The sequence below is a fragment of the Acinetobacter sp. YH12205 genome (genome assembly GCF_013418125.1).
Lineage (GTDB): Bacteria > Pseudomonadota > Gammaproteobacteria > Pseudomonadales > Moraxellaceae > Acinetobacter > Acinetobacter towneri.
The window spans coordinates 139,853-164,296 of the sequence record NZ_VPCQ01000004.1; the positions used below are offsets into that span (position 1 = coordinate 139,853).

Sequence of the window (24,444 nt, forward strand, 5' to 3'; positions counted from 1 at the left end):
TTGAATTCAAACACTGCTTGCTGGATGTCAGTTCCGAGCAGAAAGCGCATTTTGCTCTGAAAATTGCGACATGGCAAGTGTGATTGTTCAACAATTGTGGATTCATCAGTTCGGTTTATAGGCATTGATTTGATTCATGGCTTGTTGTACTTCGCCATTGACCAGTAACTTGATACGACCTAATGCATGTGCAAGTGCATCATCCATTAAAGTTTGCTCGCTACTTGGTGCTTTGCTCAGTACATGACCAGACACGCGTTCTTTTGAACCCGGATGCCCAATACCAATGCGTAAACGATGGAAGTTTGGACCTGTGTGCGGCACGATGTCACGTAAACCATTATGTCCACCATGACCACCACCCGTTTTTAGGCGAATGATCCCTGGGTTCATATCCAGTTCATCATGAGCAATCAGCATTGCTTCAGGTGCAATTTGATAGAATTTGGCGAAGGGAACAACACTTTGACCAGAACGATTCATAAAGGTTGTGGGTAATAACAGACGAACGTCTTGACCTTCGATATTACCACGTCCGCTGATCCCGTGAAATTTAGGATCGGCTTTTAATGTAATGCCATATTGATCTGCAAGGCGTTCTACAAACCAGAAGCCTGCATTATGGCGGGTTTGGGCATACTCTTTACCAGGGTTGCCCAAACCAACAATCAGTGAAATATTAGCCACTAATTATACCATGAACACTTATGCGCGTTTGAAGTCAGCGTGCATAGGTGTGTTTTTAGCAGGGTGACGTTGTAACGCTTGGATTTTCACGTTTTCAACTTTGTCGCCTACTTTGATTTCTACAACTTCTTCAAAGAAAGCATTGCTTTCTAAAGCTTTTACAAGCTCACGAAGTTCTAAAGTGATTGTTACAGGCTCAGCGTCGCCACCATAAATGATAGCTGGAACTAATGCAGCGTGACGAAGGCGGCGGCTCGCACCTTTCCCTTGGTTAGCTGCTTCACGCGCTTGAGCGTTTAATACGAAGTTTGCCATGATAGACATCCTTATTTTGAGTTTAAATAAACTAGATCTGCGACCAATCTAGTGATAGAAAACCCTGCCAAGTGGCAGGGCTTTGAAAATTTAGCGCTCTATTATAGATAAGAATCGAACATTGCGCTAATAGATTCTTCGTTGTTAATACGGCGAATTGTTTCTGCAACCATACTTGCTACAGATACTTGGCGAATTTTACCAAGTGCTTGAGCTTCTTCTGAAAGAGGAATGGTGTCTGTAACAACCAGTTCATCAATCACAGAATTTTTCAGGTTTTCAATCGCTTTGCCTGAAAGTACAGGGTGGGTAGCATAAGCAACAACGCGGCGAGCACCAAAAGTTTTAAGTGCATCGGCAGCTTTGCATAATGTACCTGCAGTATCCACCATGTCATCTACAATGACACAGTCACGATCTTTTACATCACCAATCAAATGCATCACTTGTGATTCATTCGCTTTTTGACGACGTTTATCGATAATTGCAAGATCGATATCACCCATTTGTTTTGCAACAGCGCGCGCACGAACCACACCACCAACGTCTGGTGAAACTACCATGAGATTGTCGTGTGACTGTTGACGCAGGTCAGCCAATAGCGCAGGCGTACCATAAATGTTGTCTACAGGGATGTCGAAGAAACCTTGAATTTGGTCTGCGTGCAAGTCAATCATCACTACACGGTCAATCCCTACAGTGGTGAGCATATCTGCAACCACTTTAGCGGTAATTGGAACACGTGTAGAACGAGGACGACGGTCTTGGCGGGCATAACCGAAGTAAGGAATAACGGCAGTAATACGACCTGCACTTGCACGACGCAACGCGTCAGCCATCACCAAGATTTCCATGAGGTTGTCATTGGTTGGCGCACAAGTAGGTTGTACGATAAATACGTCTTTACCACGGACATTCTCGGTAATCTCTACAGCAATCTCACCATCAGAGAAGGTAGAAACTGATGCAGCACCTAAAGGAATGTGCAAGTGGCTTACGACTTTTTGAGCGAATTGTGGATGCGCGGTTCCACTAAAAACGACAAGATTGGGCATGAAGCACCCTTGGCGGTTGGTGTATGTAGGAATAGATGGCAGGGGTAGCTGGATTCGAACCAACGGATGCCGATATCAAAAACCGGTGCCTTACCACTTGGCGATACCCCTAATGCGGCAGAACTTTAATATTTTTACTGCGTTCTGTCAAGGTAAATTAACAGGATAGCGGTAATATTGGGGGTTCTGTCTAATGCGAGAAAATGGCAGGGGTAGCTGGATTCGAACCAACGGATGCCGATATCAAAAACCGGTGCCTTACCACTTGGCGATACCCCTAGATTTGATCACTGTAAGATGGCAGGGGTAGCTGGATTCGAACCAACGGATGCCGATATCAAAAACCGGTGCCTTACCACTTGGCGATACCCCTAATACAGTAATCTACAGGTGAAAGAGATGGCAGGGGTAGCTGGATTCGAACCAACGGATGCCGATATCAAAAACCGGTGCCTTACCACTTGGCGATACCCCTATTGTACTGTGAAATGTCGTAATGGAGATTCATCTAAGCTGTTCACAACGTACGCAGTACATGGTGAGTGTGCCAAAATGTCGTCTACATTCATTTCTGCAGTCACTTCAGTAAAGACACAAGCACCTGTACCTGTAAGCTTTGCTTGACCAAATTGGTCTAAATAACGCATTGCTTCATCAACTTCGGGGTATAAATTTCGTGCCACAGGCTCAAAATTATTTCCAAAGTCAGATGGCTTTATCTGATAGCCGCAGAATTTAGTGGGCTTCGTGTTTCTTGTCAATGTTTTTTGTGAAAAAAGTAGTTGAGTGCTGATAAAACAGTCAGGTTTTAACACAATATATTGTTTTGGGGCTAAGTCTATGAATGTTAACTGTTCACCAATGCCTTCTGCCCATGCATTACGACCATGCACAAAGATCGGTACATCTGCTCCGAGCTGTAAACCAAGTTCAGCTAGTTTTTGAGTATCCAAGCCACATTGCCAAAGTTGATTGACTACAATTAAGGTGGTTGCGGCATTGGATGAACCTCCGCCAAGCCCTGCACCCATAGGGATGTGCTTCTCAATTTTAATATTTAAACCTGTGGCTTGTTTCGCGTAGGGTTTTAAAATTTGCGTGGCTTTGTAAATCAGGTTTTGCTCTAAATTGACACTGTTTAAACCCTGAATTTGAATGCTTTGAGTATCATTGACTTCAAATTCTAGCCAGTCGTATAAATCAATCAGTTGAAAAATAGTCTGCAATTCATGGTAGCCGTTGTCACGACGCCCAGTAATGTGCAAAAACAGATTTAATTTGGCAGGTGAGGGTACACGAATCATGGCGAAACTTGGCAAGTGATTAACGATTTTGGATGAGCATTGTAATACGGTTTTCTTGCCCTGATTCAAGTGCTTGTTTCAAAATCAGACGGTTTGGCAAACTGGCACTGTCGTTATAGCTCAAATCGACCGTCCAACCATCTTCAATAAATTGAGTCGGGCGCTGTTGGGGGTCTTTTTGAATTTGGGCATTGACCGTTGCAGGTCGGGCTTGTACCCAATCGACCAAGTGGGTGATGGGCGCTTGCCAACCTGTGGCTTGTTCTAACAGTTCTTCAGGACTTTCGGCATAAATTATCCCTGTTTTGGCACTGTTGAGGGTGACTTGTCCTGGTTGTCCGCTAATTTGCGTTTTACCAACGCCCAAAATGCCGCTCAGTTCAATATCAAACTGCTGTTGCTGCTGTACCCAAGTAAAAAAGGCACTGCCAGATTGCTGCGGAGTGCGCACACCAATTTTGCCTTGTAGGTTAAATTGATTTTCGGCTTCAACTTGCTGTGAAATGTTGGCTGGTTTTTGTACGAAAGGCTGACAACCTGTCAGTACAAGGCTACTGGTGGCAAAAAGGGTTAATCCTAATTTTGAAAATAAACGCATGAATCATTTAACTCTTTTAACTGGCTGCGGTAACAATAGCGAATTTAATTGTTGCAATTGCGGATCATTCGGATGATTTTGTTGTAATTGTTGTAACACTTGGCTGAATTTTTGAATATCGCCTTGCATATACAACGATTTTGCATAACGTGAGCCAATCGCGGCACTATGACTCAGGGCGTAAGCTTTTTCTAAAGCTTGTGCCGAAGCGGTGTAGTCATTTTGCAAATAGCTGACATAACCTAAAGTATCTAAAATAGAGGCCTGTTCAGGTGCAAACTCAAGTGCTTGTTCTACATAGCGACGTGCTTCATCCAAACGGCGATTTTGCAGTGCAAGGGTATAGGCGTAGGCATTTAAATAGGTTGGGCTGTTCGGCTCAATTTCCAGTAACTTGGTGAGCAGTTGATCCAGTTTGTCTTTTTCCTGATGTGCATCCAATAGTAAGACTTCTGAATAGATCAGGTCAGGATCATCGGGCAGGTTTTTGATGGCTTCATCTAACAAACGCAGTGCTGCTTTTTTATTGTCCATGCGTTTTAAAATATCGGCCTGTGCCTGATATAAAAAACTGGCGTGCTGCGGATAGTTGACCCGTTCCTGCGTTAAAAAGCGCAGGGCATCGTTCAGTTTATCTTGCTGGGCAAAAATACTGATCATGTTGCGACGTGAAACCGTATAAAGGCTACCATCGACCAAACGATAATAGGCTTTGGCTGTTTCAAAGTGCTGTTTACGTTCGGCATTGACCGCTAAATAAAAATAGGCTTCGTTTTGATATTGTGCCGAATAGCGTAGCTCTACCAAATACTTTTCGGCTTTTTCGTATTGTTTCAAGTCAATACTGGTCAAACCTGCAATAAATAAGGCTTCATCTTCCGTAGGCCATTTTTTTAAAATAGCTTCTAGCTTTGTTAGCGCCAAAGTTGCTTCATTTTTTTTGACCAAATATTTGGCTTCGGCTAAACGGACTTCAAAATTATTTTTGTGTTTACGGCTGGATTTTGCATACCAAGCTGCCGTTTCTTCTTCATTGCCAAGTACGCTCAACAAATTGGCTTTCATTAAAATATAGCCAGTGACTTTCGGGCGTTTGCGCAACGCTCGGTTAATGGTATCGAGCGCGGCTTGATATTGTCCATTTTGCGCTTTTAAACCTGCAATCAATACCAAAATAGATGGATTGTCTTTGGCTTTGCTGGTGCGCAGGGCTTGAATCAGAAATTCACGGTCTTCTACAGATTCAGGGGAAATTCCCGCCAAAATTTGTTCTAAGTCAGCCGTGGCATCAATATTTAGAATTTTATCTAAGGTTTCTGCAGCCAAGTCATATTCATGCGCTTTGAGTGCAATGTGCGCCAAATAAAACAGTGCAGGGACATCGGATGGTTCTTGTACCACCCAATGTGTTGCAATATCTAATGCGGCACGTAGGTCATTTTGTTCAATGGCAATATTCAGGGCGCGTTGTTTAATGGAAGTCGAATTGTTCTTAATTGCCAAGACCGTGTAGTTGTGTAATGCAGTTGGAATATCGCCATAAGCCAAGGCAAATTCTGCCACCATGGTTTGTTTTACCGCATTATAATTTGAATTTGCATGATAAATTTCTTCAGATGCTCTAAGATGAGCAACTGAAGCCATGCTACCGACCAGTAAGAATGTGGTAGAATATTGCTTAATTGTCGCGCCGTATGGTCGGCTATTTGTTTGACGCAATTTTTCTTGATCCAAGTAATGCTTTTTATGACACCGTTATTGCACAATAGCATAAATTTAGCGAAATGATGATCTGATATGTCTTTCTTTGCATTGGGTGTCAACCATCAAACCGCCTCTGTAGAGTTGCGCGAGCAAATTGCATTTAACCCAGAAAAGTTAAGTGCCTTACTTGCTGAGCAAAGCCAACATCCCGAACTGAATGATTTGGTGGTGGTGTCTACCTGCAACCGTACCGAAGTCTACGCCATGTCTGAACATCCAGAACAGGTGTTGGATTGGCTTGCACACGTCAATGGTATTGATGCGAAGCAATTGAGTCGTCATGTTTATCGTTATGAAAATGCACAGGCGGTGTCGCATTTAATGCGCGTAGCCAGTGGGCTAGATTCACTCATGTTGGGTGAGCCGCAAATTTTAGGTCAGGTCAAAACTGCGCTGTCTTTAGCCAAAGACTCACATACGGTTTCGCAACAACTCAACCGAATTTTTGAATATGCGTTTTATGCTGCCAAACGGGTACGTTCAGAAACTGCCGTAGGCAGCCATGCTGTGTCGATGGGTTATGCGGTAGCGCAACTGGCGTTACAAGTATTTAGCCATCCTGAAAAACTAACAGTGATGGTGGTGGCTGCAGGCGAAATGAATAGCCTTGTGGCGAAGCATTTGGCCGAGATGGGCGTCGCTAAAATTTTAATTTGTAACCGTACCCGCGCTCGTGCCGAAGCTTTGGCACAAGAAATTGCGCATCGGGTTGAAGTTGAAATTATTGAATTTGATCAGTTAGCGGCCAATTTACACCGCGCTGATGTAATTTCAAGCTGTACGGGTAGTTTGCATCAGGTGATTGCTTATCCTGAAGTAAAAGCAGCGTTAAAGAAACGTCGCTATCAGCAAATGTTGTTGGTCGATTTGGCCGTACCACGTGATATTGATCCTAAAATTGAAAATTTGGATGGCGTGTATTTGTACGGGGTCGATGACCTGCAAAGCGTGATTGATGAAAACTTGGCGCAGCGTCGTCAGGCGGCTGTGGAAGCAGAGCTAATGGTCAATCAGCTTGTGACTGAGTTGGTGACCCATCAAAAAGTTCAGCAAGCAGGTGCGACCATTCATGCTTACCGTGAACATGGCGAAAGCTTGCGTCAGGAAGAATTAAATTTGGCGATGGCGCGTATTGCCAAAGGTGAAGATGCTGCACAGGTTCTGCAGGAATTTTCCTATCGTTTAACCCAAAAACTGCTGCATCCAACTTCTATTTTATTGCGTGAAGCAGCCAAAGGTGATGAGCCTGAATGTTTTGAGTTTATGCAGGAAAATTTAGCAGCGACTGCCAAACATCGTCGCAAATAAGCAAGATTAACGTGATTCACAAAAAAGATTTTTGATGATACAAACTTAATCTAATCAGATCGCTTATTCCTCTAACAAGGTCAGCGATCTTTTTTTATCAATTTCATAAATTTGATGTTTCAAGCGCTTCATTTCTTCAATGCTGCTGAATTTTTTGGAGCGAATTTTTTGCTGTAAGCAGTCGTATTGCAATTTGGTTGAAAAATCCTGCGCCAACTTATCAACATGCTCAGGAGAAGTCGTGTAATCACTGACATTGGCTTGTTGTAAAATGCGCTGTAATTCATAGTGATACGCTGAGCATGCACCCAAAATATAATATTTGGCTTGTTCAGGATCATCGGGTAGATCATCAAAAATAGTATTTAAAATATTTAAGATTTGGTGTAGCAGATGATCATTTGGAATCAGCGCACGTAACGGTTCAAAGTGAATATACAAATACGGGTGATTGATTAGAATCGCAATCACATATTCTTCGGCATCGACTTTGGTGCTAAAACTCAAAGATGCATCGTTATTGGTCTGTGCCTGCCATTTACGGTTAAAGCCTAACTTTTCACGGAAAAACTGTTGCAGCAAATAGCGATAAGAACCCGTTTTGGGCAAAAGTTCGGTCAACTGCCGCAGTTCACCCATGACCTGACTTTTGCCTTCAGGGGTACTGATATTATGGTTTTGGGTGAGATGCGCAAAGACAAAATCTGATAGCAAAGGTGCTTGATCTAATAAACGTCGGAAATTTTCGATGCCTTCACGACGAATAAGTGAGTCAGGGTCGTGCTCATTGGGTAAAACAAAGAACTTCAGTTCACGTCCATCATTGAGCAAAGGCAGTGCAATTTCCAGTGTACGACGTGCGGCTTTTTGACCTGCGGCATCGCCATCAAACGCGATGGTAATGCGGTTGTTTTGGCGGAATAGAATGTTTAAATGATCGGTATTACTGGCTGTACCGAGTGTCGCTACAGCACCATGAATGCCGTATTGCTGCAAGGCAATCACATCCATATAGCCTTCGACCATTAAATAATCTTGGGCTTTTTGTTTGCGTCCTTCATATAAACCATAGAGCAATTGGTTTTTATGAAACACTTCCGAATCGGGCGAGTTGATGTATTTGGGTTTGATTTCATCATTAAGTGCGCGACCACCAAAGCCGACCACACGTCCTTTGCTGTCACGGATTGGAAAAATCACCCGATCACGTAATAAATCGAAGTCACGTCCCTTGTCACTGGTACGAATTAAGCCTAGCAGTTTTAAACCTGCAATGTCTTGCGGAAAGGCTTTTTCTAAATGCTGCCAATCTTCGGGTGCGTAACCCAAGCGCCAAAACTGCAAGGTTTGTGCGGTTAAACCACGTTTTTGAAAATACTGTTGCGCGGCAGGGCTGTGCGGCAATTGCTGCTCATAATATTGCGCTATATTTTCTAGCAAGTCGTATAAGTTGCCTTCTTGTGCAGGTGTGTCCTGCATGGTGTCCCATTGCTCAAAACCTGCAAACGGGTCGGCATTGTTTTGAAATTCCGAGTTTGCGTATTCAGTACTTTGAAACTCGGCAAAAGGATCAAAGTCGATGCCTGTAGCATCAAAAGCATGTTCGCTTGATGTGGTTTGAACTGCAGAAGTTTCATTCTGGTCTTTTGCTGTTGGCTTGGGTTGAGCTATCGATGTTGGCTTTTTGGCTTCACGTTTATAAGAGAGTTTTTTATTGTCGTGCTGATCTTTTGGGAGTTCGATGCCTGTTTGACTGGCCAAGTCTTTCATGACATCTACAAAATTGCGGTTATCAATATCCATTAAAAAACGGATGGCGTTACCATTTGCCTGACAGCCAAAGCAATGATAATACTGCTTGTCACGGTAAACGTGAAAAGACGGGGTTTTTTCCTGATGGAACGGGCAGCAGCCCGAATAGGTACGACCAGTTTTTTTTAATTTCACGCGCTGACTAATCAGATCGACAATATCAGTGCGATCTAAAATTTGATCAATCGTGTGCTGTGGAATGGCCATACGGTTTTGTCTGTTATCTCTTGGTAGTGAAAGGTTCGCCGAACAGGTTGAATACATCAGACTGTGCTGATTGACTCAATGAGTATTCTCTTTTGTATCTTTTTCTAGGACAGGAAACAAGCCCATAAAAGAACAAAGGGCAAGTATCATAACTTGCCCTTTGCATTTTTCAAAACTGAAAAATCAGTCGGAATGGTTTTATTCAGTGCTGTCGTTTTGAGATTTTGGACGATCGAGCAAGCCAAAACTCAAACGGTTGGTGAGGCTGCGTGATGGCTCTGCTTGTGCTTTAGTATCTGACTGTTGTGTTTCAGTGCTGCTTTGCGCTTCACGTCCGAAAATACCCAAAGTTGCACGGTTAATCCAGCTTGCGTCATGACGGGCAGCACGTAAATTCACGCTACCATCTGCTTTAACCAAATTTGGATAGTTCAGTTTCAACACATCAATATATTGCTGAGCTGTGGCTTGATCGCCCAGTTTGCCATAACCATAAGCCACCGTTGCCAATGCTTCTGGAATTTGTGGAGTTTGCGGATAATGCTCAACTACCCACAATGAACGCTCTACTGCAGCCACCCATGCTTTACGTTTAATGTTATAACGTGCTGCATTCATTTCGGCTTCTGCCAGTTCCTGACCAATAAACTGCATACGCTGTGCAGCATCTACCGCATAAGTGCTCGATGGATAGCGACGGATAAAATCGACAAAGTTTTGATACGCTAGTTTTAAATAGCTGACATCACGGTGCGCTTGCTTGAGCGAGGTATAACGCAACAAACCATCATAGTTTTGTTCCATATTCGCTACGCCACGTACATAGTAGGCATAATCGGCTTTAGGATGCTGCGGGTTCATGCGGATAAAACGATCTGCAACAGCAATTGCGCCTTCATAATCTTTTTGCTGGAATTTTGCATACAACAATTCAAGCTGCGCTTGCTGCGCATAATCACCCGTTGGATAATAGGTTTCTAAAGCTTCAAGATGCTTAACGGCATCGGTGTATTGACCACGATCCAGTGCTTTTTCTGCTTTTTCAATATAAACCTGTTCGCTAGATTGCGGACCAGTATCGACCACTTCTTTTTTTGGATTGCTGCTACAGCCCACAATTGCAGACGCAACGCCGAGTGAAAGAGCAAGCATTGTTATTTTATAACGTGGTAGCGACATAAAAATTCCTCTGTTAATACGGGCAATGAGCTACAATTGCGCTATTAAACCACTTTTGTCTGAATGAGCAAATGAGTCAAGCACAATCTACCCATTCCAATTTACCTGAAACTGAGTTCAATTTACTTGAAGATGCTGAGGATGCAGATAACCATACTTCAGACTCAACTGCAACACGTTTATCGTTGCAATTTCAATTGGATGACAGCCACTTAGGACTACGCATCGACCAAGTTGCAGCCATCATTTGGAGTGAATTTTCACGTGAAAAGCTAAAACAGTGGCTCAAAGACGGTCATTTGTTGGTAAATGGTAACACGGTCAAACCTAAATATAAGTGTGAAGGTGATGAGCTTCTTACCCTAGAAGTCGAGCTTGAAGCGCAAACCCGCAGCCTGCCTGAAGATATTCCACTGGATATTATTTATGAAGATGATGACATCATGGTGATTAATAAACCTGTGGGCATGGTGGTGCATCCGGGGGCGGGAAATAGCTCTGGAACTCTGGTAAATGCCTTGCTGCATCATTATCCAAAATCGGCAGAGTTAACTCGTGCAGGTTTGGTGCATCGTATTGATAAAGATACTTCGGGTTTGCTGGTGGTTGCCAAAAATCTGGAAGCACAGTTTGCCTTGACCAAGCAACTGGCGAAAAAGTCAGTTTATCGTTTATACGACTTGGTGGTGTACGGCAACATGATTGCGGGAGGCACTGTCGATGAGCCGATTAAACGCCATCCTGTAGATCGAGTGAAAATGGCTGTTTTGCCGGGCGGCAAAGACGCCGTCACACATTACAATGTTAAAGAACGCTTTCAGCATTTCACTCGTGTTCAGGCGCGTTTGGAAACTGGACGTACTCATCAAATTCGTGTGCATCTAAGTTATATTGGTTATGGTTTGGTTGGCGATCCTGTTTATACGCCACGTGTACGTGTGCCAGCAGGCGCATCGGCATTATTAAACGATACCTTGCGTAACTTTAAACGTCAGGCCTTACATGCCGTCAAACTCGGTTTGGTGCATCCACGTACTCAAGAAGAAATGATGTTTGAAGCGCCGTGGCCTGAAGACTTTAAACAATTGGTAGACGTGTTACGCAGTGAAAATGCTGCCTATTAATTGTTGCATAGACAGCATTAACAAGATCAACTCAGATACGGCAATGCCAGAAAACGACTAAGGATAGATTTATGCAATTTGTTCAAGGATTACCTGCAGGTGTGTATGTTGGGCAAACCCGCATACAACATGTGCAAGCTTTAGCGACAGACTGTGCCGATGTATCTGGTTTTAATCTGGCGCTGCATGTGCAGGATGATGCATGGCGTGTGCAGCAGCATCGTATGAGTTTACTGGCAGAGTTTGCTGAATATGGGGTCGATAAAATGACGTGGATGACGCAAACACATAGCGTGTTGTGTCAGACCATTAATGAGCAAATCACTTGTGAAGCTTTAGAAGGCGATGGTTTGGTCACTCAGCGTAAAGCGCATGCTTTAATGATGATGACCGCAGACTGTTTACCTGTGGTTTTGGGCAATGCCGAAGGCACTGAGGTTGCGAATCTGCATGCAGGCTGGCGTGGTCTTGCCAACGGTATTATCGAAAACACCATCGTCGAAATGCAAAGTGCTCCAACATGGGCGTGGTTGGGTGCGGCTATTAGTCAGCCGTGTTTTGAAGTTGGGGCTGAGGTGAAACAGGCATTTTGCGATAAATATCCTGAATTAGACACGGCTTTTATTGCAGGGCAGCAGCAAGGTAAATATCTTGCTGACTTGTATGCGATCGCGCGTTTTATTTTGCAGCAGCATGGTGTTACAACGGTCTTGGGCGGTGATCAGTGCTCGTATCAACAAGCCGATGATTACTATTCTTACCGCCGTCAAGCACGTACAGGACGTATGGCAACATTCGTGTTTATGCAGGCTTAGTGTTAAACTTGACTTAATTATTTGGTTTTAAACATTCTCATGTCAGTGACTCATTCAACATCTTCTTGCGCTGCTATTCGTGTGGCGGTGGTTTATCACAGTCCTTATGGTCATACTGCTAAGGTGGCACAGCATATTGCACAAGGTGCTGCGCAAATGGATGCTCAGGTGACTTTGATGGATGTGGCTGAAATTGAATGGGATAGCCTAGATCAAGCCGATATTATCATTATGGGCTGTCCAACTTATATGGGCAGCATTACTTCGGCTTTAAAACAGTTTATGGAGCAATCGTCTAAGCGTTGGTTGGCCAGAACTTGGCAGGGCAAACTGGCGGCAGGTTTTACCAATGGCGGTGGTTTAAGTGGCGATAAACTGGCGGTGCTGCAACAAATTAATTTATTTGCGATGCAGCATGGCATGTTGTGGTCAGGTTTACCGTTTATGCCGACAGGGCGTAGTCCACACGATATTAACCGCATGTCGAGCTTTTTGGGTTTAATGACGCAGTCTGATAATGCCAGTGTTGAAGTTACGCCACCCGAAGGTGATTTGGAAACTGCAGTCAAATTTGGTAAATATTTGGTGGAATTAAAACTTAAATACTAAGCATTTTTAGTTTTAAAACTTCCATAAAAAATGCTCGAGATCAACATCGAGCATTTTTTATGGGCGGAATGTGCAAAATTATTTGTGCATCAAACGTGCTTTATCACGCTGCCAATCGCGGTCTTTTTCAGAAGCGCGTTTATCGTGCAATTGTTTACCTTTCACCAAAGCAATTTCAAGCTTCGCTAAAGGGCCTTTCCAATAACATGCTAAAGGTACGCAAGAATAACCTTTTTGATTGACTGCACCCATCAACTTTTCAATTTCACGTCGTGAAAGTAAGAGTTTGCGGGTACGGGTCGCTTCAGGCACTACATGCGTTGAAGCCGACAAGAGTGGTTGAATTTGTGCACCAAATAAAAAGGCTTCATTGTCACGAAACAGGATATAACTTTCGGTAATAGTCATACGTCCTGCGCGCAAAGATTTGACTTCCCAACCTTGCAAAGAAAGTCCTGCTTCAAATTTTTCTTCAATAAAATAATCGTGGCGTGCACGTTTATTCTGTGCAATTGTTCCGCCCGTATTTTTTTTAACTACAGTTAGCTTCGCCATATTCAATTACTTCCAAACTTATGACTATTGTGCCTCAAACCAAGGCTTGCTGACAAATCAAAATCATCACAACTGTTGGCTAAACTGCTTTGATATTTCATAATTTGGTAGACTTTAGTTCACTAAAATTTTTTGTATTTGTTAAACTAACTTTGACAAAACCAACTAGAGCATAATGGATGTCTAAAACTCGCGTAATTTATCCGGGCACCTTTGACCCGATTACTAATGGTCATATTGACTTGGTGACACGTGCTGCAAAAATGTTTGATGAAGTCGTGGTCGCAATTGCCATTGGACATCATAAAAATCCAATTTTTACTTTGGAAGAACGTGTGGAATTGGCACAGGCATCTTTAAAGCATTTGCCTAATGTTGAATTTGTCGGATTTGATGGTTTATTGGTTAATTTTTTCCGTGAGCAAAATGCGACTGCAGTTTTGCGTGGTTTGCGTGCTGTTTCAGATTTTGAATACGAATTTCAGTTGGCAAATATGAACCGTCAATTAGATGCGAAATATGAAGCGGTATTTCTGACTCCTTCAGAGCAATATTCATTTATTTCTTCTACATTAGTTCGTGAAATTGCACGCTTAAAAGGTGATGTGACTAAATTTGTTGCACCTGTTGTGGTCGAAGCCTTTGAGCGTAAATTACGACAAGGTTGGTAGCGTGTCTTTATATATTACCGATGAATGTATTAACTGTGATGTCTGTGAACCTGTATGCCCAAATGAGGCAATTTATATGGGTGAGCTGATTTATGAGATTAATCCAGCATTATGTACTGAATGTGTAGGACATCACGAGCAGCCGCAGTGTCAGTTATTTTGCCCAGTCGATTGTATTCCGCTCGATCCAGAGCATGTAGAAACACAGGAACAATTGCTGGAAAAATATAAAAAACTGATTGCTCAAAAAAGCGCAAGCAATTAACTTATAATTTTGCTAAGATGCGCCTTCGAAGTGAACCAGACGATCGCTGCTGTGGAGGTCTCCGTGACTGAAACAGGGGAGGAAAGTCCGGGCTTCATAGGGCAGGGTGCCAGGTAACGCCTGGGCGGCGTGAGCCGACGGAAAGTGCAGCAGAGAGTAGACCGCCTTCGTATGGTTTCTTTTTCGGAAGAAATTGAAGGTAAGGGTGAAAGGGTGCGGTAAGAGCGCACCGCATGGCTGGTAACAGTTCATGGCATGGTAAACCCCACCAGAAGCAAGACCAAATAGGAATCCTGAGGTACGGCCCGTACTGGATTCGGGTAGGTCGCTTGAGCATATGAGTGATTGTACGCCTAGAGGAATGATCGTTCTCGACAGAACCCGGCTTATCGGTTCACTTCACCAAATTTTAAGCAATTGATGCGTGATAAGGCTTGACGTTACCTAGATTACAGCAGATAATGCGCGCACAGTTTTTGGCTATGTAGCTCAGTTGGTTAGAGCACCGCACTCATAATGCGGGGGTCACAGGTTCAAGTCCCGTCATAGCCACCATTTTTCAGACCACGTTCACTAACGTGGTCTTTTTTTGTTTAAAATTTGTCTGTGCAATCTATTTGAGCTGTATCCAGTTGAATCTGCATTTGTAGGTTTTGAATCTGTTGCCAATTGGCTTGTTGATCAGAGTGAGCAAAAATTTTGGCATCGACCTGATTTAATTTTTTTAGCGAAATGTGTTGTGATGCACAATAACGCCCTACAGCACGCTCATAAGCCAGTTGTTGCTGCGCTGCAGCATTCAGTTGATGCGCCGTTAAAATCTTTTGCTGTCCTTTGGCATAAGCAACCAAAACACGTCGGTCTGCGATGCTATAACTCATTTTAGAATTGATAAATTGCGCAACATCACGCCGTACGCCGTTGTAATCTACAAAAACAGGTGAAACCAAAGCGCAGGAACTTAAGCCAACAACAAGGCTACTCAGTATTATAGACTTCAAGATCATGGTTGAATTTATTCTCTTTTTTCTGTGTGACTTGATATAGATTTTGCTGCAAATATTTAAGAATCTCCGTAAGAAAATAGTAATTTGATTAAAATTAAACAAATTGCACTGTTTTTGCTTAAACTGTGAGCGTTTGTAAATTAAAATACTTGACGATGCAGGGCTAAGTTTAGATAATGCGCACACAGTTTATGGCTATGTAGCTCAGTTGGTTAGAGCACCGCACTCATAATGCGGGGGTCACAGGTTCAAGTCCCGTCATAGCCACCATTTTTATAGACTAAGCTCTCAGCTTGGTCTTTTTTTATGTCAAAATTTTAGGCTACTTTTTGCAGCATTGGTTTAATGGCAGGTACAAAAAAACCAAGCCGTAGCTTGGTTTTTTATATCTTTGTTTAAGCAATGCTTTAGCGTTAAATCCCTGCTTTCCAACCATTGACGAGCGGATAGCGACGTTCACGACCAAAAGCGCGTGAACTAATACGTGGTCCTAATGCACCTTGGCGACGCTTGTACTCGTTGCGATCAACCAATTGAATGACTTTCTCGACCATCGCGCGTTCAAAGCCTTTGCTAATGATGTCTTCTTGGCTCTGATCTTCTTCAATATACGCATACAAAATCGCATCGAGCACTTCGTATGGTGGTAAAGAATCTTGGTCTTTTTGGTCAGGACGTAATTCTGCTGAAGGTGGGCGCGTGATCACACGCTCAGGAATCACAGGAGTATCGGCAATACTGTTACGGTATTTAGCCAGTTCAAACACAATGGTTTTGTACACATCTTTGAGTACCGCATAACCACCGACCATATCGCCATAAAGCGTGCAATAGCCAACTGCTAACTCAGATTTGTTACCTGTAGAAAGCACGAGGTTACCAAACTTATTCGACAGACCCATTAAGATTGTGCCGCGGGCACGGGCTTGTAGATTTTCTTCTGTGGTATCGCTAGGGCTGTTACCAAAGAAAGGATACAGCGTTTGCATAAAGCTATTTACGATCGGGTGAATTTCGGCAATACCAAAAGTCACGCCTAAAGTTTTGGCTTGCTCTGCAGCATCTTCCACACTAATTTGCGCGGTATAAGTGTACGGCATCATTACCGCTTGTACCTTATCTGCACCAATTGCATCAACCGCAATAGCAAGAGTGAGCGCTGAATCAATTCCGCCCGACAAGCCAAGAATTACACCAGGGAAGCCAGAGCGTTGCACGTAGTCACGGGTTGCGAGCACTAAACCTTGATAGATTTCTGCAAGGGTGTCTAAAGCTGGGCTAATTTCGGCAGTTTTAAAGTGCTTCTGTGCAGCGTCATATTCTGCGTAGAATAAACCTTCTTGGTAGGTTGGGGCTTGTAATGCAACATTGCCTGCTTGGTTAATCACAAAGCTCGTACCATCGAAGATTAAATCATCTTGACCGCCAACTTGGTTTACATACACCACATTGAGATGTAATTGTTTTGCCAGTTCGGTCATGGTCTGTACACGATGCTGCGGTTTACCCACTTCATAAGGCGATGCGTTCAAGACCAATGCAGTTTCTACATTCAACTGTGCCAATTGCTGCACGGTTGGCAAAGACCATAAATCTTCGCAAATCAAAACGCCAAATTTATGACCAAGGTATTCAAAAACTAAGTGTTGATGACCTTCATCAAAATAGCGTTTTTCATCAAATACAGCATAATTTGGTAAATTTTGCTTGTTGTAAATACCTAAGATGTTGCCATCTTTCATGACGGCAGCCGAGTTAAAGCGCTGACCATCTTCAGTTTCATTGACAAAGCCGAAAACTAAAACAATATCTTTAATTTCACGTAATTGTTCAAATGCTTGTTGTGTGCGTTGATTCAAGCTTGGGCGCAGTAATAAATCTTCTGCAGGGTAGCCCAAAATTGAAAGTTCAGGAAAAATAATCAAATCTGCATGTTGTTTTTTCGCTTCATTTGCTTGTTCAAGCATTTTTTGCGCGTTTGCTTCGAGATTGCCAATGTGTGGAGAGAACTGTGCAAGGGCAATTTTAAAAGATTTCATTTAAATTAAGTCCTATTCCTATAGGTGTAGAATACACGTAAGTGGCTGATGATTATTGTTATAAAAATTTCAGCGTAGTGTATTGTGGATTAAACGACTGCCGAAAGGCACAAATAAAAACCATTTATTATCTAACAGATAAAGATCTTATTTTGCAGTGCAAAAATGGAGACTTTTGCTATTTTATCTTAATTTAGAATAGATGCTAGCATCGAATACACTTTATTGTCTTGTCTGCAAGAATATCATTGAAATGTGACAGAATTTTTATGCTATTTATTTGAAAAGCATTATATTTTTAGGTTGTATGATGCATGTGTTTTTCGTGAAATAAGCATGTACCAAGATGAGTGAGCTAAGTCGAGCGGTGCGGGCTGTTTAAAATAATATTGTCTATTTTTTTAAGAAAAATATCTTTGGCAATTTCACCTTGTTGCTCAATGTTGTAAGCAAAAAAAGGTTTCGCTTCAATTAAGCGATAATGATATGGATTGTAACGCTTAAAACTCAAAAAATACGCGGTTTGCAATACCGCACCACGCAGTAAGACATTGATGTGATGTTGATGCTGTAAAATGTGCGCCATCTCATGAATAAAGATCGCTTGATAGCCACGGTGTGCTTGGCTGTAGTCGGCTAGATAATGCCGATTACGCACATGAATATAGCCACAGGGGGCCATAAAAATGTGCTGTGGCTGCCAAGGCAAATAAGGATGGTTCATGACTTTGACTTGGCTGTAGTCAATCAGATTGCCAAACACAGATTGGCACAACTGTATTTCCATTGCAGTTAGGCTTCGACATCTAAACTGATCTAGTTTGAGCAGTCGCATCAATAAGCTGAGAATGAATAAATGCAGTTGTAGCATGGAAATGAGTCGTAAGTGGCAGACATCAAAAATATAGCCTAAATCCGCAATGATCTAAATTTTATTTTACGTTTTGGTTGTGGTTTAGGACAAACCAAACAGAAATGAGTTTGGTGAGCTAAATAAAAGCAATAAAAAAACCACCCGAAGGTGGTTTTTTTGTCGTGTCGTTTTACACGCTACAACGCAGACCGAATTAACGGTTGATGTCGCGTTGAGTGTGGCCAGTGTAAAGCTGACGAGGACGACCGATTTTGTAAGGACCGCTGTGCATTTCTAACCAGTGGCTGATCCAACCAACTGTACGTGCAAGTGCGAAAATTACAGTAAACATTTCTGTTGGGATACCAATCGCTTTAAGGATGATACCTGAGTAGAAGTCTACGTTAGGGTATAAGTTACGCTTGATGAAGTATTCATCAGATAACGCAATACGCTCAAGTTCCATTGCAAGAGCGAGTTGTGGATCGTTGATACCTAAGTCGTTAAGTACTTCGTCACAAGTTTGCTTCATTACAGTTGCACGTGGGTCATGGTTTTTATAAACGCGGTGACCAAAGCCCATAAGCTTCACTTCTTTAGTCTTCACTTTTTCCATGAACTCAGCAACGTGTTCTACAGAGCCGATTTCATCAAGCATCTTAAGAACAGCTTCGTTCGCACCACCGTGAGCAGGACCCCAAAGTGCAGAAATACCTGCAGAGATACATGCGTATGGGTTAGCGCCAGTAGAACCAGCTAAACGTACAGTTGAAGTAGACGCGTTTTGTTCGTGGTCAGCGTGAAGCGTGAAAATACGATCCATTGCGCGAGCGTGAACAGGGTTTACTTTGTAATCACGGTCTGCTGGTGTAGCAAACATCATGTACAAGAAGTTTTCTGCGTAGCTTAAGTCGTTACGTGGGTAAACAAATGGTTGACCAACAGTGTACTTGTAGCTCCAAGCCGCTAAAGTAGGAATCTTCGCGATTAAACGAATCGCTGTGATTTCACGGTGGTTAACATCTTCGATGTCTAAGTTGTTGTGATAGAACGCAGATAACGCACCAACAACACCTACCATGATTGCCATAGGGTGAGCGTCACGACGGAAACCGTTATAGAAACGTTTTACTTGGTCGTGAACCATAGTGTGGTTACGAACTTTAGCGTCAAAATCAGCTTTTTGTTCTGCAGTTGGAAGCTCGCCATTTAATAATAAGTAGCAAGTTTCTAAGTAGTCAGCTTTAGTCGCTAATTGGTCAATTGGGTAACCACGGTGTAAAAGAATACCTTTGTTACCATCAATGAACGTAATTTTAGACTCGCAAGACGCTGTTGCCATAAAACCAGGATCAAAAGTAAAGTGACCTGCCGCCAACACATCCTTAACGTCAATTACATCTGGGCCTAATGTGCCGCTGTAAATTGGTAATTCAATTTCTTTTCCATCAAGCTGTAATACGGCTTTTTTGCCAGTTGCTTCAGACATTCAATAGATCTCCTGTCCTGGTGAATGTTGATCTGACTCGAAGTATCAATCTTTTAATGCGCAAGTCAGACGGATTAAAAATTAGCTCTAAGATTAGAGAGTACTGAAATTTTGTCAATTATACTTATGGATTAAGCAGACGACTGTTTATAGAAAAAGTCGAAAAAATTCCAGTAAAAAAATCAATAAAATCACAGCACAGCCGCCGTATCATAAGTCAAAATTTGTCGGATGTGCAGAAAAAAATCATCAATACGGATTAATTGTAAGCAATTTTAAATGCTGGTTTTGGTGTGCTATTTCTTTGGCAGGATTCAGTCCAATACTTAAATTTATCTAATTCTCATAACTTACACGTTTTTATATACACGGTAGGGTAGTCAGATTAGTTGGAATAGGCAGTGAGTCTGGTATTTAAATTCGATATTGATTGATCAAAAAATGACTGATTAAACTCCTGAAAATAGCCATAACCCATCATATTTTGATTAAGAAATGACGAAATCTTTGTTAATAAAGTGTGGTTTTGTGCCCATACAGATACAGAAAATACTGGATAAGTCATTCATTCGCATGATGATTGTCATTTTTAATATTTATTTGGGTGTTGTGTTTAAAGTAAATATAAGTTGTATAAATAGATTGAGGTATGTGCCGTCATTAAAGTTTAATCCATGATCAGGTGTACCTTGACCAAAGCAAAGTGATGGGCTGTCTGGATCTAAGAGTCTTGTGTTGTGGTTGTAAATTGCTGCAACGAAGTAGAGTGCATACATATATAGCGCTACATACTTATATATAAGTATGTGAAAACCCAAAGAACATCAGAAAAACAAAGTACAAATTTATCTTTAGTCTAAATATTCTAAAGCTGTTTATTGTGTCATTAAGAATTTTTATTTTAATAATTGATTGAAAAAACATGGGTTTATGTTTGCTTGTGTGGCTATTGATGGCGAGTGGTTTGCTTTTATACTTGTTAATGATTCTTATTTAAAGGGTTTTTAGCCAAAAAGCCGAGTAGAGTTGTTTGTATTTTAACAGTTGACGTTTTATAATTCAGTGTCGTTTTAAGGTTAGGCATGAATTTGCCTAACAATGCCAGCTTTCCTTCGAATTTATTCCAACAAACTCCGGATGGAGTTTTTACTTACAGGATGCCCGCTGTGAAAAGCAACAGACCTGTCAATTTGTCCATGGGTCAAGTTTTAGAAGTAAACTTAAAATCGCCCGTGGCTATTGCATCAATTCTACACCGTCTTTCTGGTGTCATCGTATTTTTACTCGTACCGGTACTTTTATGGTTGTTAGACAAGTCTTTGTCTTCACCTGAAGGTTTTGCTCAAGTTCAAGAAATTTTTAACGGTTTCTTTGTGCGCTTTATCGTATGGGTATTTGTAGCCGGCTTAATCTATCACTTCATTGCTGGTGTTAAGCACTTACTTGCTGACCTTGGTTTTGCAGAAGAACTGCAAAGTGGTCGCATTGCAGCTACTATTTCATTGATCTTGTCTGCTATCGGTATCGTTGCAGCATTTGTATGGATTGTAATCTAATGAAAAGTGCTACAGGTTTAACGGGTTCAGGTTCTCGCGATTGGTTTATCCAACGTATTAGTGCTGTTGTTCTTGCTGTTTATACCGTTGTGGTATTTGGTTGGATTCTTCTTAACGGTGGATTCAACTTTGAACAGTGGTACGGCTTTATGATGACATTACCAATGAAGATTATGTCTTTATTGGCAGTCTTATCTCTTGTTGCACATGCTTGGATCGGTATGTGGCAAGTATTCACTGACTATGTGACTACTCGTCAAATGGGTCCTTCAGCTTCAGGTTTACGCCTAGTGCTGACTTCAGCAGTGATTATTGCTGTTTTTGCATACGCAATCTGGGCAATCCAGATTTTCTGGGCGAATTGATAGGAAAATATCATGGGCGCGATTAACCCTAAAGAAGATTATACAAATATTCCACACCAATTCTTTGACGCAGTCATCGTTGGTGGTGGTGGTTCAGGTATGCGTGCATCTTACCAACTTGCTCAAGCAGGTTTGAAAGTTGCGGTATTGACTAAAGTATTCCCTACACGTTCACACACTGTTGCAGCGCAGGGTGGTATTGGTGCATCTCTTGGTAACATGCAAGAAGATAACTGGCACTACCACTTTTACGACACGGTAAAAGGTTCTGACTGGTTGGGCGACCAAGACGCGATTGAATTCATGACGCGTGAAGCGCCACAAGTGGTTTATGAATTAGAACACTTGGGTATGCCATTTGACCGTAACGCAGACGGTACAATTTACCAACGTCCATTCGGTGGTCACTCTGCAAACTACGGTGAAAAAGCGGTTCCACGTGCATGTGCTGCAGCTGACCGTACAGGTCACGCACTTCTTCACACGCTTTATCAAAGCAACGTGAAAATGGGTACTCAATTCTTCGTAGAATGGATTGCTCTTGATTTGATCCGTAACGAAGCTGGCGATGTACTAGGTGTGACTGCAATTGACCAAGAAACAGGTAAAATTGCAGTATTCCAAGCGAAAGCGACATTGTTTGCTACAGGTGGTGCAGGTCGTGTGTACCGTGCATCTACAAACGCATATATCAATACTGGTGACGGTCTTGGTATGGCTGCGCGTGCAGGTATTCCATTACAAGATATGGAATTCTGGCAGTTCCACCCAACAGGTGTTGCGGGCGCGGGCGTATTGTTAACGGAAGGCTGTCGTGGTGAGGGTGGTATCCTTCGTAACGATTCAGGCGAGCCGTTCATGGAGCGTTATGCACCAACTTTGAAAGACTTGGCGCCACGTGACTTCGTATCACGTTCTATGGACCAAGAAATTAAAGAAGGTCGTGGTTGTGGTCCAAACAAAGACTACATCTTGCTTGATATGACGCACTTAGGTGCAGACACAATCATGAAGCGTCTTCCATCTGTATTTGAGATTGGTAAGAAATTCGCGAACGTTGACTGTACTAAAGAGCCAATTCCTGTTGTTCCTACAATCCATTACCAAATGGGTGGTATTCCAACCAATATTCATGGTCAAGTGGTTGTTCCAGAAAGCCGTGAAACTCAAGAGTTGGTTGCGAACTACAACGCAGAAACTGATACATATACAACCAACGCGGGTGACCGTGACTTTGCTAAACCAGTAAAAGGTTTCTATGCAATTGGTGAGTGTTCATGTGTATCTGTACACGGTGCAAACCGTTTAGGTACAAACTCATTGCTTGACTTGGTTGTATTTGGTAAAGCTGCGGGTCAACACATCATTGAGTATGTGACTAAGCAACACGATGGTGAGTACGAACCACTTCCAACAACTGTACTTGAAAACACTGTGAACCGTATTCGTAAACTTGACGAATCGACTTCAGGTGAAAACGCTCAAGAAGTTGCTGATGCAATTCGTAACATCGTTCAAGACCACGCAGGTGTATTCCGTACTTCAGCATTGCTTGATGAAGGTGTGAAACAAATTCTTGCGCTTGAGCCACGTGTTCGCAACATTCATTTGAAAGACAAATCTAAAGTATTCAACACTGCACGTGTAGAAGCATTAGAAGTTGAAAACTTGTATGAAGTTGCTAAAGCGACACTAATCTCAGCTGCTGCACGTAAAGAATGTCGTGGTGCGCATACGGTTGTAGACTTTGAGTTACCACCAGATCACCCAACTTATTCTTATGGTCGTCGTGATGATGAGTGGATGAAGCATACTTTATGGTTCTCTACAGATAACCGTCTTGAGTACAAACCAGTACGTTACAAGCCGCTTACTGTAGCTGCTATTCCACCTAAACCACGTACATTCTAATTGGGAGAAGTAAGATGAGTAGAGGTACTCGTACATTTAATATCTACCGCTACGATCCTGATAAGGATAAAGCACCGTACATGCAAACTTTTAAGCTTGAATTGACTGATAAGCACCGTATGTTGCTTGATGCACTTCTTGAATTGAAGGTACAAGACGAATCTTTGACATTCCGTCGTTCATGTCGTGAAGGTATTTGTGGTTCTGATGGTGTAAACATCAATGGTAAAAATGGTTTAGCGTGTCTTTGGAACCTAAACGATTTACCAGAAGTGATCACAATTCGTCCGCTTCCAGGTCTTCCTGTAATTAAAGACTTGGTTGTAGACATGAATCAGTTCTACGATCAGTATAACAAGATTCATCCGTTCTTGATCAACAACCAACCTGCGCCACCAAAAGAGCGTTTACAATCTCAAGAAGAGCGTGAGCATCTTGATGGTTTGTATGAATGTATTCTTTGTGCATGTTGTTCAACTTCATGCCCATCATTCTGGTGGAACCCAGACAAGTTCTTGGGTCCTTCAGCGTTGTTGAATGCATATCGTTTCATTATCGATTCGCGTGATACTGCAACTCAAGAGCGTTTGGCTCGTCTTGACGATCCATTCTCTTTGTTCCGTTGTAAAGGTATTATGAACTGTGTATCTGTATGTCCTAAAGGCTTGAATCCAACTAAAGCAATCGGTCACATCCGTAACATGCTTTTAGATATGGCTGGCTAATAGACTGCGTGATCAGTTGAAAAAAGCACACCTAGGTGTGCTTTTTTTTGTGCCAAAATTACGATAAAAGTCGTGTGATAAGTTGCTTGTTTTTGATGAGTACATAAATGAAAAATGTTGCATGCAAAGAAGTGATTAAAAAGTGAGTATTTGATATTTTTTAGGTATAACTGTTGGATAAATAGACAAAAACAGCATTTAGCCGACTAAAGTTGCACACAATTGTAATTC

At 42.2% G+C, this 24,444-nt stretch carries 23 protein-coding genes, 6 tRNA genes and 1 other RNA gene; 13 read left to right on the forward strand and 17 right to left on the reverse strand.

Going from position 1 to position 24,444, the window contains the following annotated elements:
- Positions 1–105 precede the first annotated feature (105 nt).
- From pth to FTU92_RS06835, 10 genes are all read right to left on the reverse strand, one after another.
- Complete coding sequence (pth, locus tag FTU92_RS06790) at positions 106–687, reverse strand: aminoacyl-tRNA hydrolase (RefSeq protein WP_004972230.1); 582 nt, start codon at positions 685–687, stop codon at positions 106–108.
- A gap of 18 nt (positions 688–705) precedes the next feature.
- Positions 706–1,002 carry a 50S ribosomal protein L25 gene (gene rplY, locus FTU92_RS06795; RefSeq protein ID WP_004972228.1) on the reverse strand — a complete coding sequence of 99 codons (297 nt, stop codon included), beginning with the start codon at positions 1,000–1,002 and terminating at the stop codon, positions 706–708.
- Positions 1,003–1,103: 101 nt separating this feature from the next.
- Positions 1,104–2,057: a ribose-phosphate pyrophosphokinase gene (locus tag FTU92_RS06800; protein WP_004972226.1), complete on the reverse strand. Its 954-nt coding sequence runs from the start codon at positions 2,055–2,057 to the stop codon at positions 1,104–1,106.
- Between the two features lie 36 nt (positions 2,058–2,093).
- Positions 2,094–2,168 (reverse strand) — tRNA-Gln (locus FTU92_RS06805).
- Positions 2,169–2,261: 93 nt separating this feature from the next.
- Positions 2,262–2,336 (reverse strand) — tRNA-Gln (locus FTU92_RS06810).
- 19 nt (positions 2,337–2,355) lie between these two features.
- Positions 2,356–2,430, reverse strand: a tRNA-Gln gene (locus FTU92_RS06815).
- 27 nt (positions 2,431–2,457) lie between these two features.
- A tRNA-Gln gene (locus tag FTU92_RS06820) sits at positions 2,458–2,532 on the reverse strand.
- A complete protein-coding gene (gene ispE / locus FTU92_RS06825; RefSeq protein WP_131260682.1) occupies positions 2,531–3,361 on the reverse strand; it encodes a 4-(cytidine 5'-diphospho)-2-C-methyl-D-erythritol kinase in 831 nt (276 codons plus the stop codon). The genes FTU92_RS06820 and ispE overlap by 2 nt, the downstream gene beginning before the upstream one ends.
- A gap of 19 nt (positions 3,362–3,380) precedes the next feature.
- Positions 3,381–3,959, reverse strand: coding sequence for a lipoprotein insertase outer membrane protein LolB (gene lolB / locus FTU92_RS06830; protein WP_004972223.1), 579 nt, complete (start codon positions 3,957–3,959; stop codon positions 3,381–3,383).
- Positions 3,960–3,962: 3 nt separating this feature from the next.
- A complete protein-coding gene (locus FTU92_RS06835) occupies positions 3,963–5,678 on the reverse strand; it encodes a tetratricopeptide repeat protein (protein ID WP_180059955.1) in 1,716 nt (571 codons plus the stop codon).
- Between the two features lie 78 nt (positions 5,679–5,756).
- Here FTU92_RS06835 and hemA point away from each other — a divergent pair, with 78 nt between their 5' ends.
- Entirely contained in the window at positions 5,757–7,031 is a 1,275-nt protein-coding gene (gene hemA / locus FTU92_RS06840) for a glutamyl-tRNA reductase (RefSeq protein WP_131260679.1), read from the forward strand.
- Positions 7,032–7,094: 63 nt separating this feature from the next.
- Here the strand turns inward: hemA and FTU92_RS06845 are convergent, their stop codons facing one another.
- Both FTU92_RS06845 and FTU92_RS06850 read right to left on the reverse strand, forming a co-directional pair.
- A complete protein-coding gene (locus FTU92_RS06845) occupies positions 7,095–9,050 on the reverse strand; it encodes a DNA primase (RefSeq protein ID WP_026438292.1) in 1,956 nt (651 codons plus the stop codon).
- Positions 9,051–9,248: 198 nt separating this feature from the next.
- Entirely contained in the window at positions 9,249–10,229 is a 981-nt protein-coding gene (locus tag FTU92_RS06850; RefSeq protein ID WP_180061196.1) for an outer membrane protein assembly factor BamD, read from the reverse strand.
- A 71-nt stretch (positions 10,230–10,300) separates the two neighbouring features.
- On the opposite strand from FTU92_RS06850, the gene rluD reads away from it, so the two are divergent.
- The 3 genes from rluD (at position 10,301) to FTU92_RS06865 (ending at position 12,777) form a co-directional block, all read left to right on the forward strand.
- Positions 10,301–11,353 (forward strand): 23S rRNA pseudouridine(1911/1915/1917) synthase RluD, encoded by a 1,053-nt coding sequence (gene rluD / locus FTU92_RS06855; RefSeq protein ID WP_004972212.1) that lies wholly within the window; start codon positions 10,301–10,303, stop codon positions 11,351–11,353.
- A gap of 71 nt (positions 11,354–11,424) precedes the next feature.
- Entirely contained in the window at positions 11,425–12,168 is a 744-nt protein-coding gene (pgeF, locus tag FTU92_RS06860; protein ID WP_167845845.1) for a peptidoglycan editing factor PgeF, read from the forward strand.
- Between the two features lie 39 nt (positions 12,169–12,207).
- Complete coding sequence (locus FTU92_RS06865; RefSeq protein WP_180095962.1) at positions 12,208–12,777, forward strand: flavodoxin family protein; 570 nt, start codon at positions 12,208–12,210, stop codon at positions 12,775–12,777.
- 78 nt (positions 12,778–12,855) lie between these two features.
- Here FTU92_RS06865 and smpB read toward each other — a convergent pair whose 3' ends face one another.
- Positions 12,856–13,332: an SsrA-binding protein SmpB gene (smpB, locus tag FTU92_RS06870; protein ID WP_004972209.1), complete on the reverse strand. Its 477-nt coding sequence runs from the start codon at positions 13,330–13,332 to the stop codon at positions 12,856–12,858.
- Between the two features lie 179 nt (positions 13,333–13,511).
- On the opposite strand from smpB, the gene coaD reads away from it, so the two are divergent.
- From coaD to FTU92_RS06890, 4 genes are all read left to right on the forward strand, one after another.
- Positions 13,512–14,003, forward strand: coding sequence for a pantetheine-phosphate adenylyltransferase (gene coaD, locus FTU92_RS06875; protein WP_004972207.1), 492 nt, complete (start codon positions 13,512–13,514; stop codon positions 14,001–14,003).
- A 1-nt stretch (position 14,004) separates the two neighbouring features.
- On the forward strand, positions 14,005–14,268 hold the full coding sequence (locus tag FTU92_RS06880) for a YfhL family 4Fe-4S dicluster ferredoxin (protein WP_004972206.1): 264 nt from the start codon (positions 14,005–14,007) through the stop codon (positions 14,266–14,268).
- 27 nt (positions 14,269–14,295) lie between these two features.
- An RNA gene (gene rnpB / locus FTU92_RS06885) (RNase P RNA component class A) lies at positions 14,296–14,673 on the forward strand.
- Between the two features lie 73 nt (positions 14,674–14,746).
- Positions 14,747–14,823, forward strand: a tRNA-Met gene (locus FTU92_RS06890).
- A 38-nt stretch (positions 14,824–14,861) separates the two neighbouring features.
- On the opposite strand, the gene FTU92_RS06895 is transcribed toward FTU92_RS06890, so the two are convergent.
- The gene (locus tag FTU92_RS06895) at positions 14,862–15,275 is read right to left on the reverse strand and encodes a hypothetical protein (RefSeq protein WP_180061193.1); all 414 of its coding nucleotides are present in this window, start codon (positions 15,273–15,275) and stop codon (positions 14,862–14,864) included.
- Positions 15,276–15,468: 193 nt separating this feature from the next.
- Between FTU92_RS06895 and FTU92_RS06900 the strand changes: the two genes are divergently transcribed.
- Positions 15,469–15,545, forward strand: a tRNA-Met gene (locus FTU92_RS06900).
- Positions 15,546–15,688: 143 nt separating this feature from the next.
- Here FTU92_RS06900 and FTU92_RS06905 read toward each other — a convergent pair.
- The 3 genes from FTU92_RS06905 to gltA form a co-directional block, all read right to left on the reverse strand.
- Entirely contained in the window at positions 15,689–17,314 is a 1,626-nt protein-coding gene (locus tag FTU92_RS06905) for an NAD+ synthase (protein ID WP_004972204.1), read from the reverse strand.
- 355 nt (positions 17,315–17,669) lie between these two features.
- Positions 17,670–18,185, reverse strand: coding sequence for a hypothetical protein (locus FTU92_RS06910; RefSeq protein ID WP_004972203.1), 516 nt, complete (start codon positions 18,183–18,185; stop codon positions 17,670–17,672).
- A 196-nt stretch (positions 18,186–18,381) separates the two neighbouring features.
- Positions 18,382–19,656, reverse strand: a complete 1,275-nt coding sequence (gene gltA, locus FTU92_RS06915) for a citrate synthase (RefSeq protein ID WP_004972202.1) — start codon at positions 19,654–19,656, stop codon at positions 18,382–18,384.
- Positions 19,657–20,813: 1,157 nt separating this feature from the next.
- Between gltA and sdhC the strand changes: the two genes are divergently transcribed.
- Genes sdhC through FTU92_RS06935 form a run of 4 tightly spaced genes read left to right on the forward strand, consistent with a single transcriptional unit; the run spans position 20,814 to position 24,213 of the window.
- A complete protein-coding gene (sdhC, locus tag FTU92_RS06920; RefSeq protein ID WP_026438062.1) occupies positions 20,814–21,212 on the forward strand; it encodes a succinate dehydrogenase, cytochrome b556 subunit in 399 nt (132 codons plus the stop codon).
- Positions 21,212–21,577: a succinate dehydrogenase, hydrophobic membrane anchor protein gene (sdhD, locus tag FTU92_RS06925; protein WP_004972200.1), complete on the forward strand. Its 366-nt coding sequence runs from the start codon at positions 21,212–21,214 to the stop codon at positions 21,575–21,577. The genes sdhC and sdhD overlap by 1 nt, the downstream gene beginning before the upstream one ends.
- A gap of 12 nt (positions 21,578–21,589) precedes the next feature.
- Entirely contained in the window at positions 21,590–23,488 is a 1,899-nt protein-coding gene (locus FTU92_RS06930; protein WP_004972199.1) for an FAD-binding protein, read from the forward strand.
- Between the two features lie 14 nt (positions 23,489–23,502).
- Positions 23,503–24,213 carry a succinate dehydrogenase iron-sulfur subunit gene (locus FTU92_RS06935; protein ID WP_004972196.1) on the forward strand — a complete coding sequence of 237 codons (711 nt, stop codon included), beginning with the start codon at positions 23,503–23,505 and terminating at the stop codon, positions 24,211–24,213.
- Positions 24,214–24,444: the final 231 nt, after the last annotated feature.

Bases quoted from the DNA above. Each gene is read 5' to 3' on its own strand.
- FTU92_RS06930 (WP_004972199.1), top strand. From the start codon at position 21,590: ATGGGCGCGATTAACCCTAAAGAAGATTATACAAATATTCCACACCAA.
- FTU92_RS06800 (WP_004972226.1), bottom strand. From the start codon at position 2,057: ATGCCCAATCTTGTCGTTTTTAGTGGAACCGCGCATCCACAATTCGCT.
- FTU92_RS06905 (WP_004972204.1), bottom strand. From the start codon at position 17,314: ATGAAATCTTTTAAAATTGCCCTTGCACAGTTCTCTCCACACATTGGC.
- sdhD (WP_004972200.1), top strand. From the start codon at position 21,212: ATGAAAAGTGCTACAGGTTTAACGGGTTCAGGTTCTCGCGATTGGTTT.
- FTU92_RS06850 (WP_180061196.1), bottom strand. From the start codon at position 10,229: ATGTCGCTACCACGTTATAAAATAACAATGCTTGCTCTTTCACTCGGC.
- ispE (WP_131260682.1), bottom strand. From the start codon at position 3,361: ATGATTCGTGTACCCTCACCTGCCAAATTAAATCTGTTTTTGCACATT.
- rluD (WP_004972212.1), top strand. From the start codon at position 10,301: ATGAGTCAAGCACAATCTACCCATTCCAATTTACCTGAAACTGAGTTC.
- FTU92_RS06895 (WP_180061193.1), bottom strand. From the start codon at position 15,275: ATGATCTTGAAGTCTATAATACTGAGTAGCCTTGTTGTTGGCTTAAGT.
- FTU92_RS06845 (WP_026438292.1), bottom strand. From the start codon at position 9,050: ATGGCCATTCCACAGCACACGATTGATCAAATTTTAGATCGCACTGAT.
- pgeF (WP_167845845.1), top strand. From the start codon at position 11,425: ATGCAATTTGTTCAAGGATTACCTGCAGGTGTGTATGTTGGGCAAACC.
- coaD (WP_004972207.1), top strand. From the start codon at position 13,512: ATGTCTAAAACTCGCGTAATTTATCCGGGCACCTTTGACCCGATTACT.
- hemA (WP_131260679.1), top strand. From the start codon at position 5,757: ATGTCTTTCTTTGCATTGGGTGTCAACCATCAAACCGCCTCTGTAGAG.
- FTU92_RS06935 (WP_004972196.1), top strand. From the start codon at position 23,503: ATGAGTAGAGGTACTCGTACATTTAATATCTACCGCTACGATCCTGAT.
- sdhC (WP_026438062.1), top strand. From the start codon at position 20,814: ATGCCCGCTGTGAAAAGCAACAGACCTGTCAATTTGTCCATGGGTCAA.
- lolB (WP_004972223.1), bottom strand. From the start codon at position 3,959: ATGCGTTTATTTTCAAAATTAGGATTAACCCTTTTTGCCACCAGTAGC.
- smpB (WP_004972209.1), bottom strand. From the start codon at position 13,332: ATGGCGAAGCTAACTGTAGTTAAAAAAAATACGGGCGGAACAATTGCA.
- rplY (WP_004972228.1), bottom strand. From the start codon at position 1,002: ATGGCAAACTTCGTATTAAACGCTCAAGCGCGTGAAGCAGCTAACCAA.
- gltA (WP_004972202.1), bottom strand. From the start codon at position 19,656: ATGTCTGAAGCAACTGGCAAAAAAGCCGTATTACAGCTTGATGGAAAA.
- FTU92_RS06910 (WP_004972203.1), bottom strand. From the start codon at position 18,185: ATGCTACAACTGCATTTATTCATTCTCAGCTTATTGATGCGACTGCTC.
- FTU92_RS06865 (WP_180095962.1), top strand. From the start codon at position 12,208: ATGTCAGTGACTCATTCAACATCTTCTTGCGCTGCTATTCGTGTGGCG.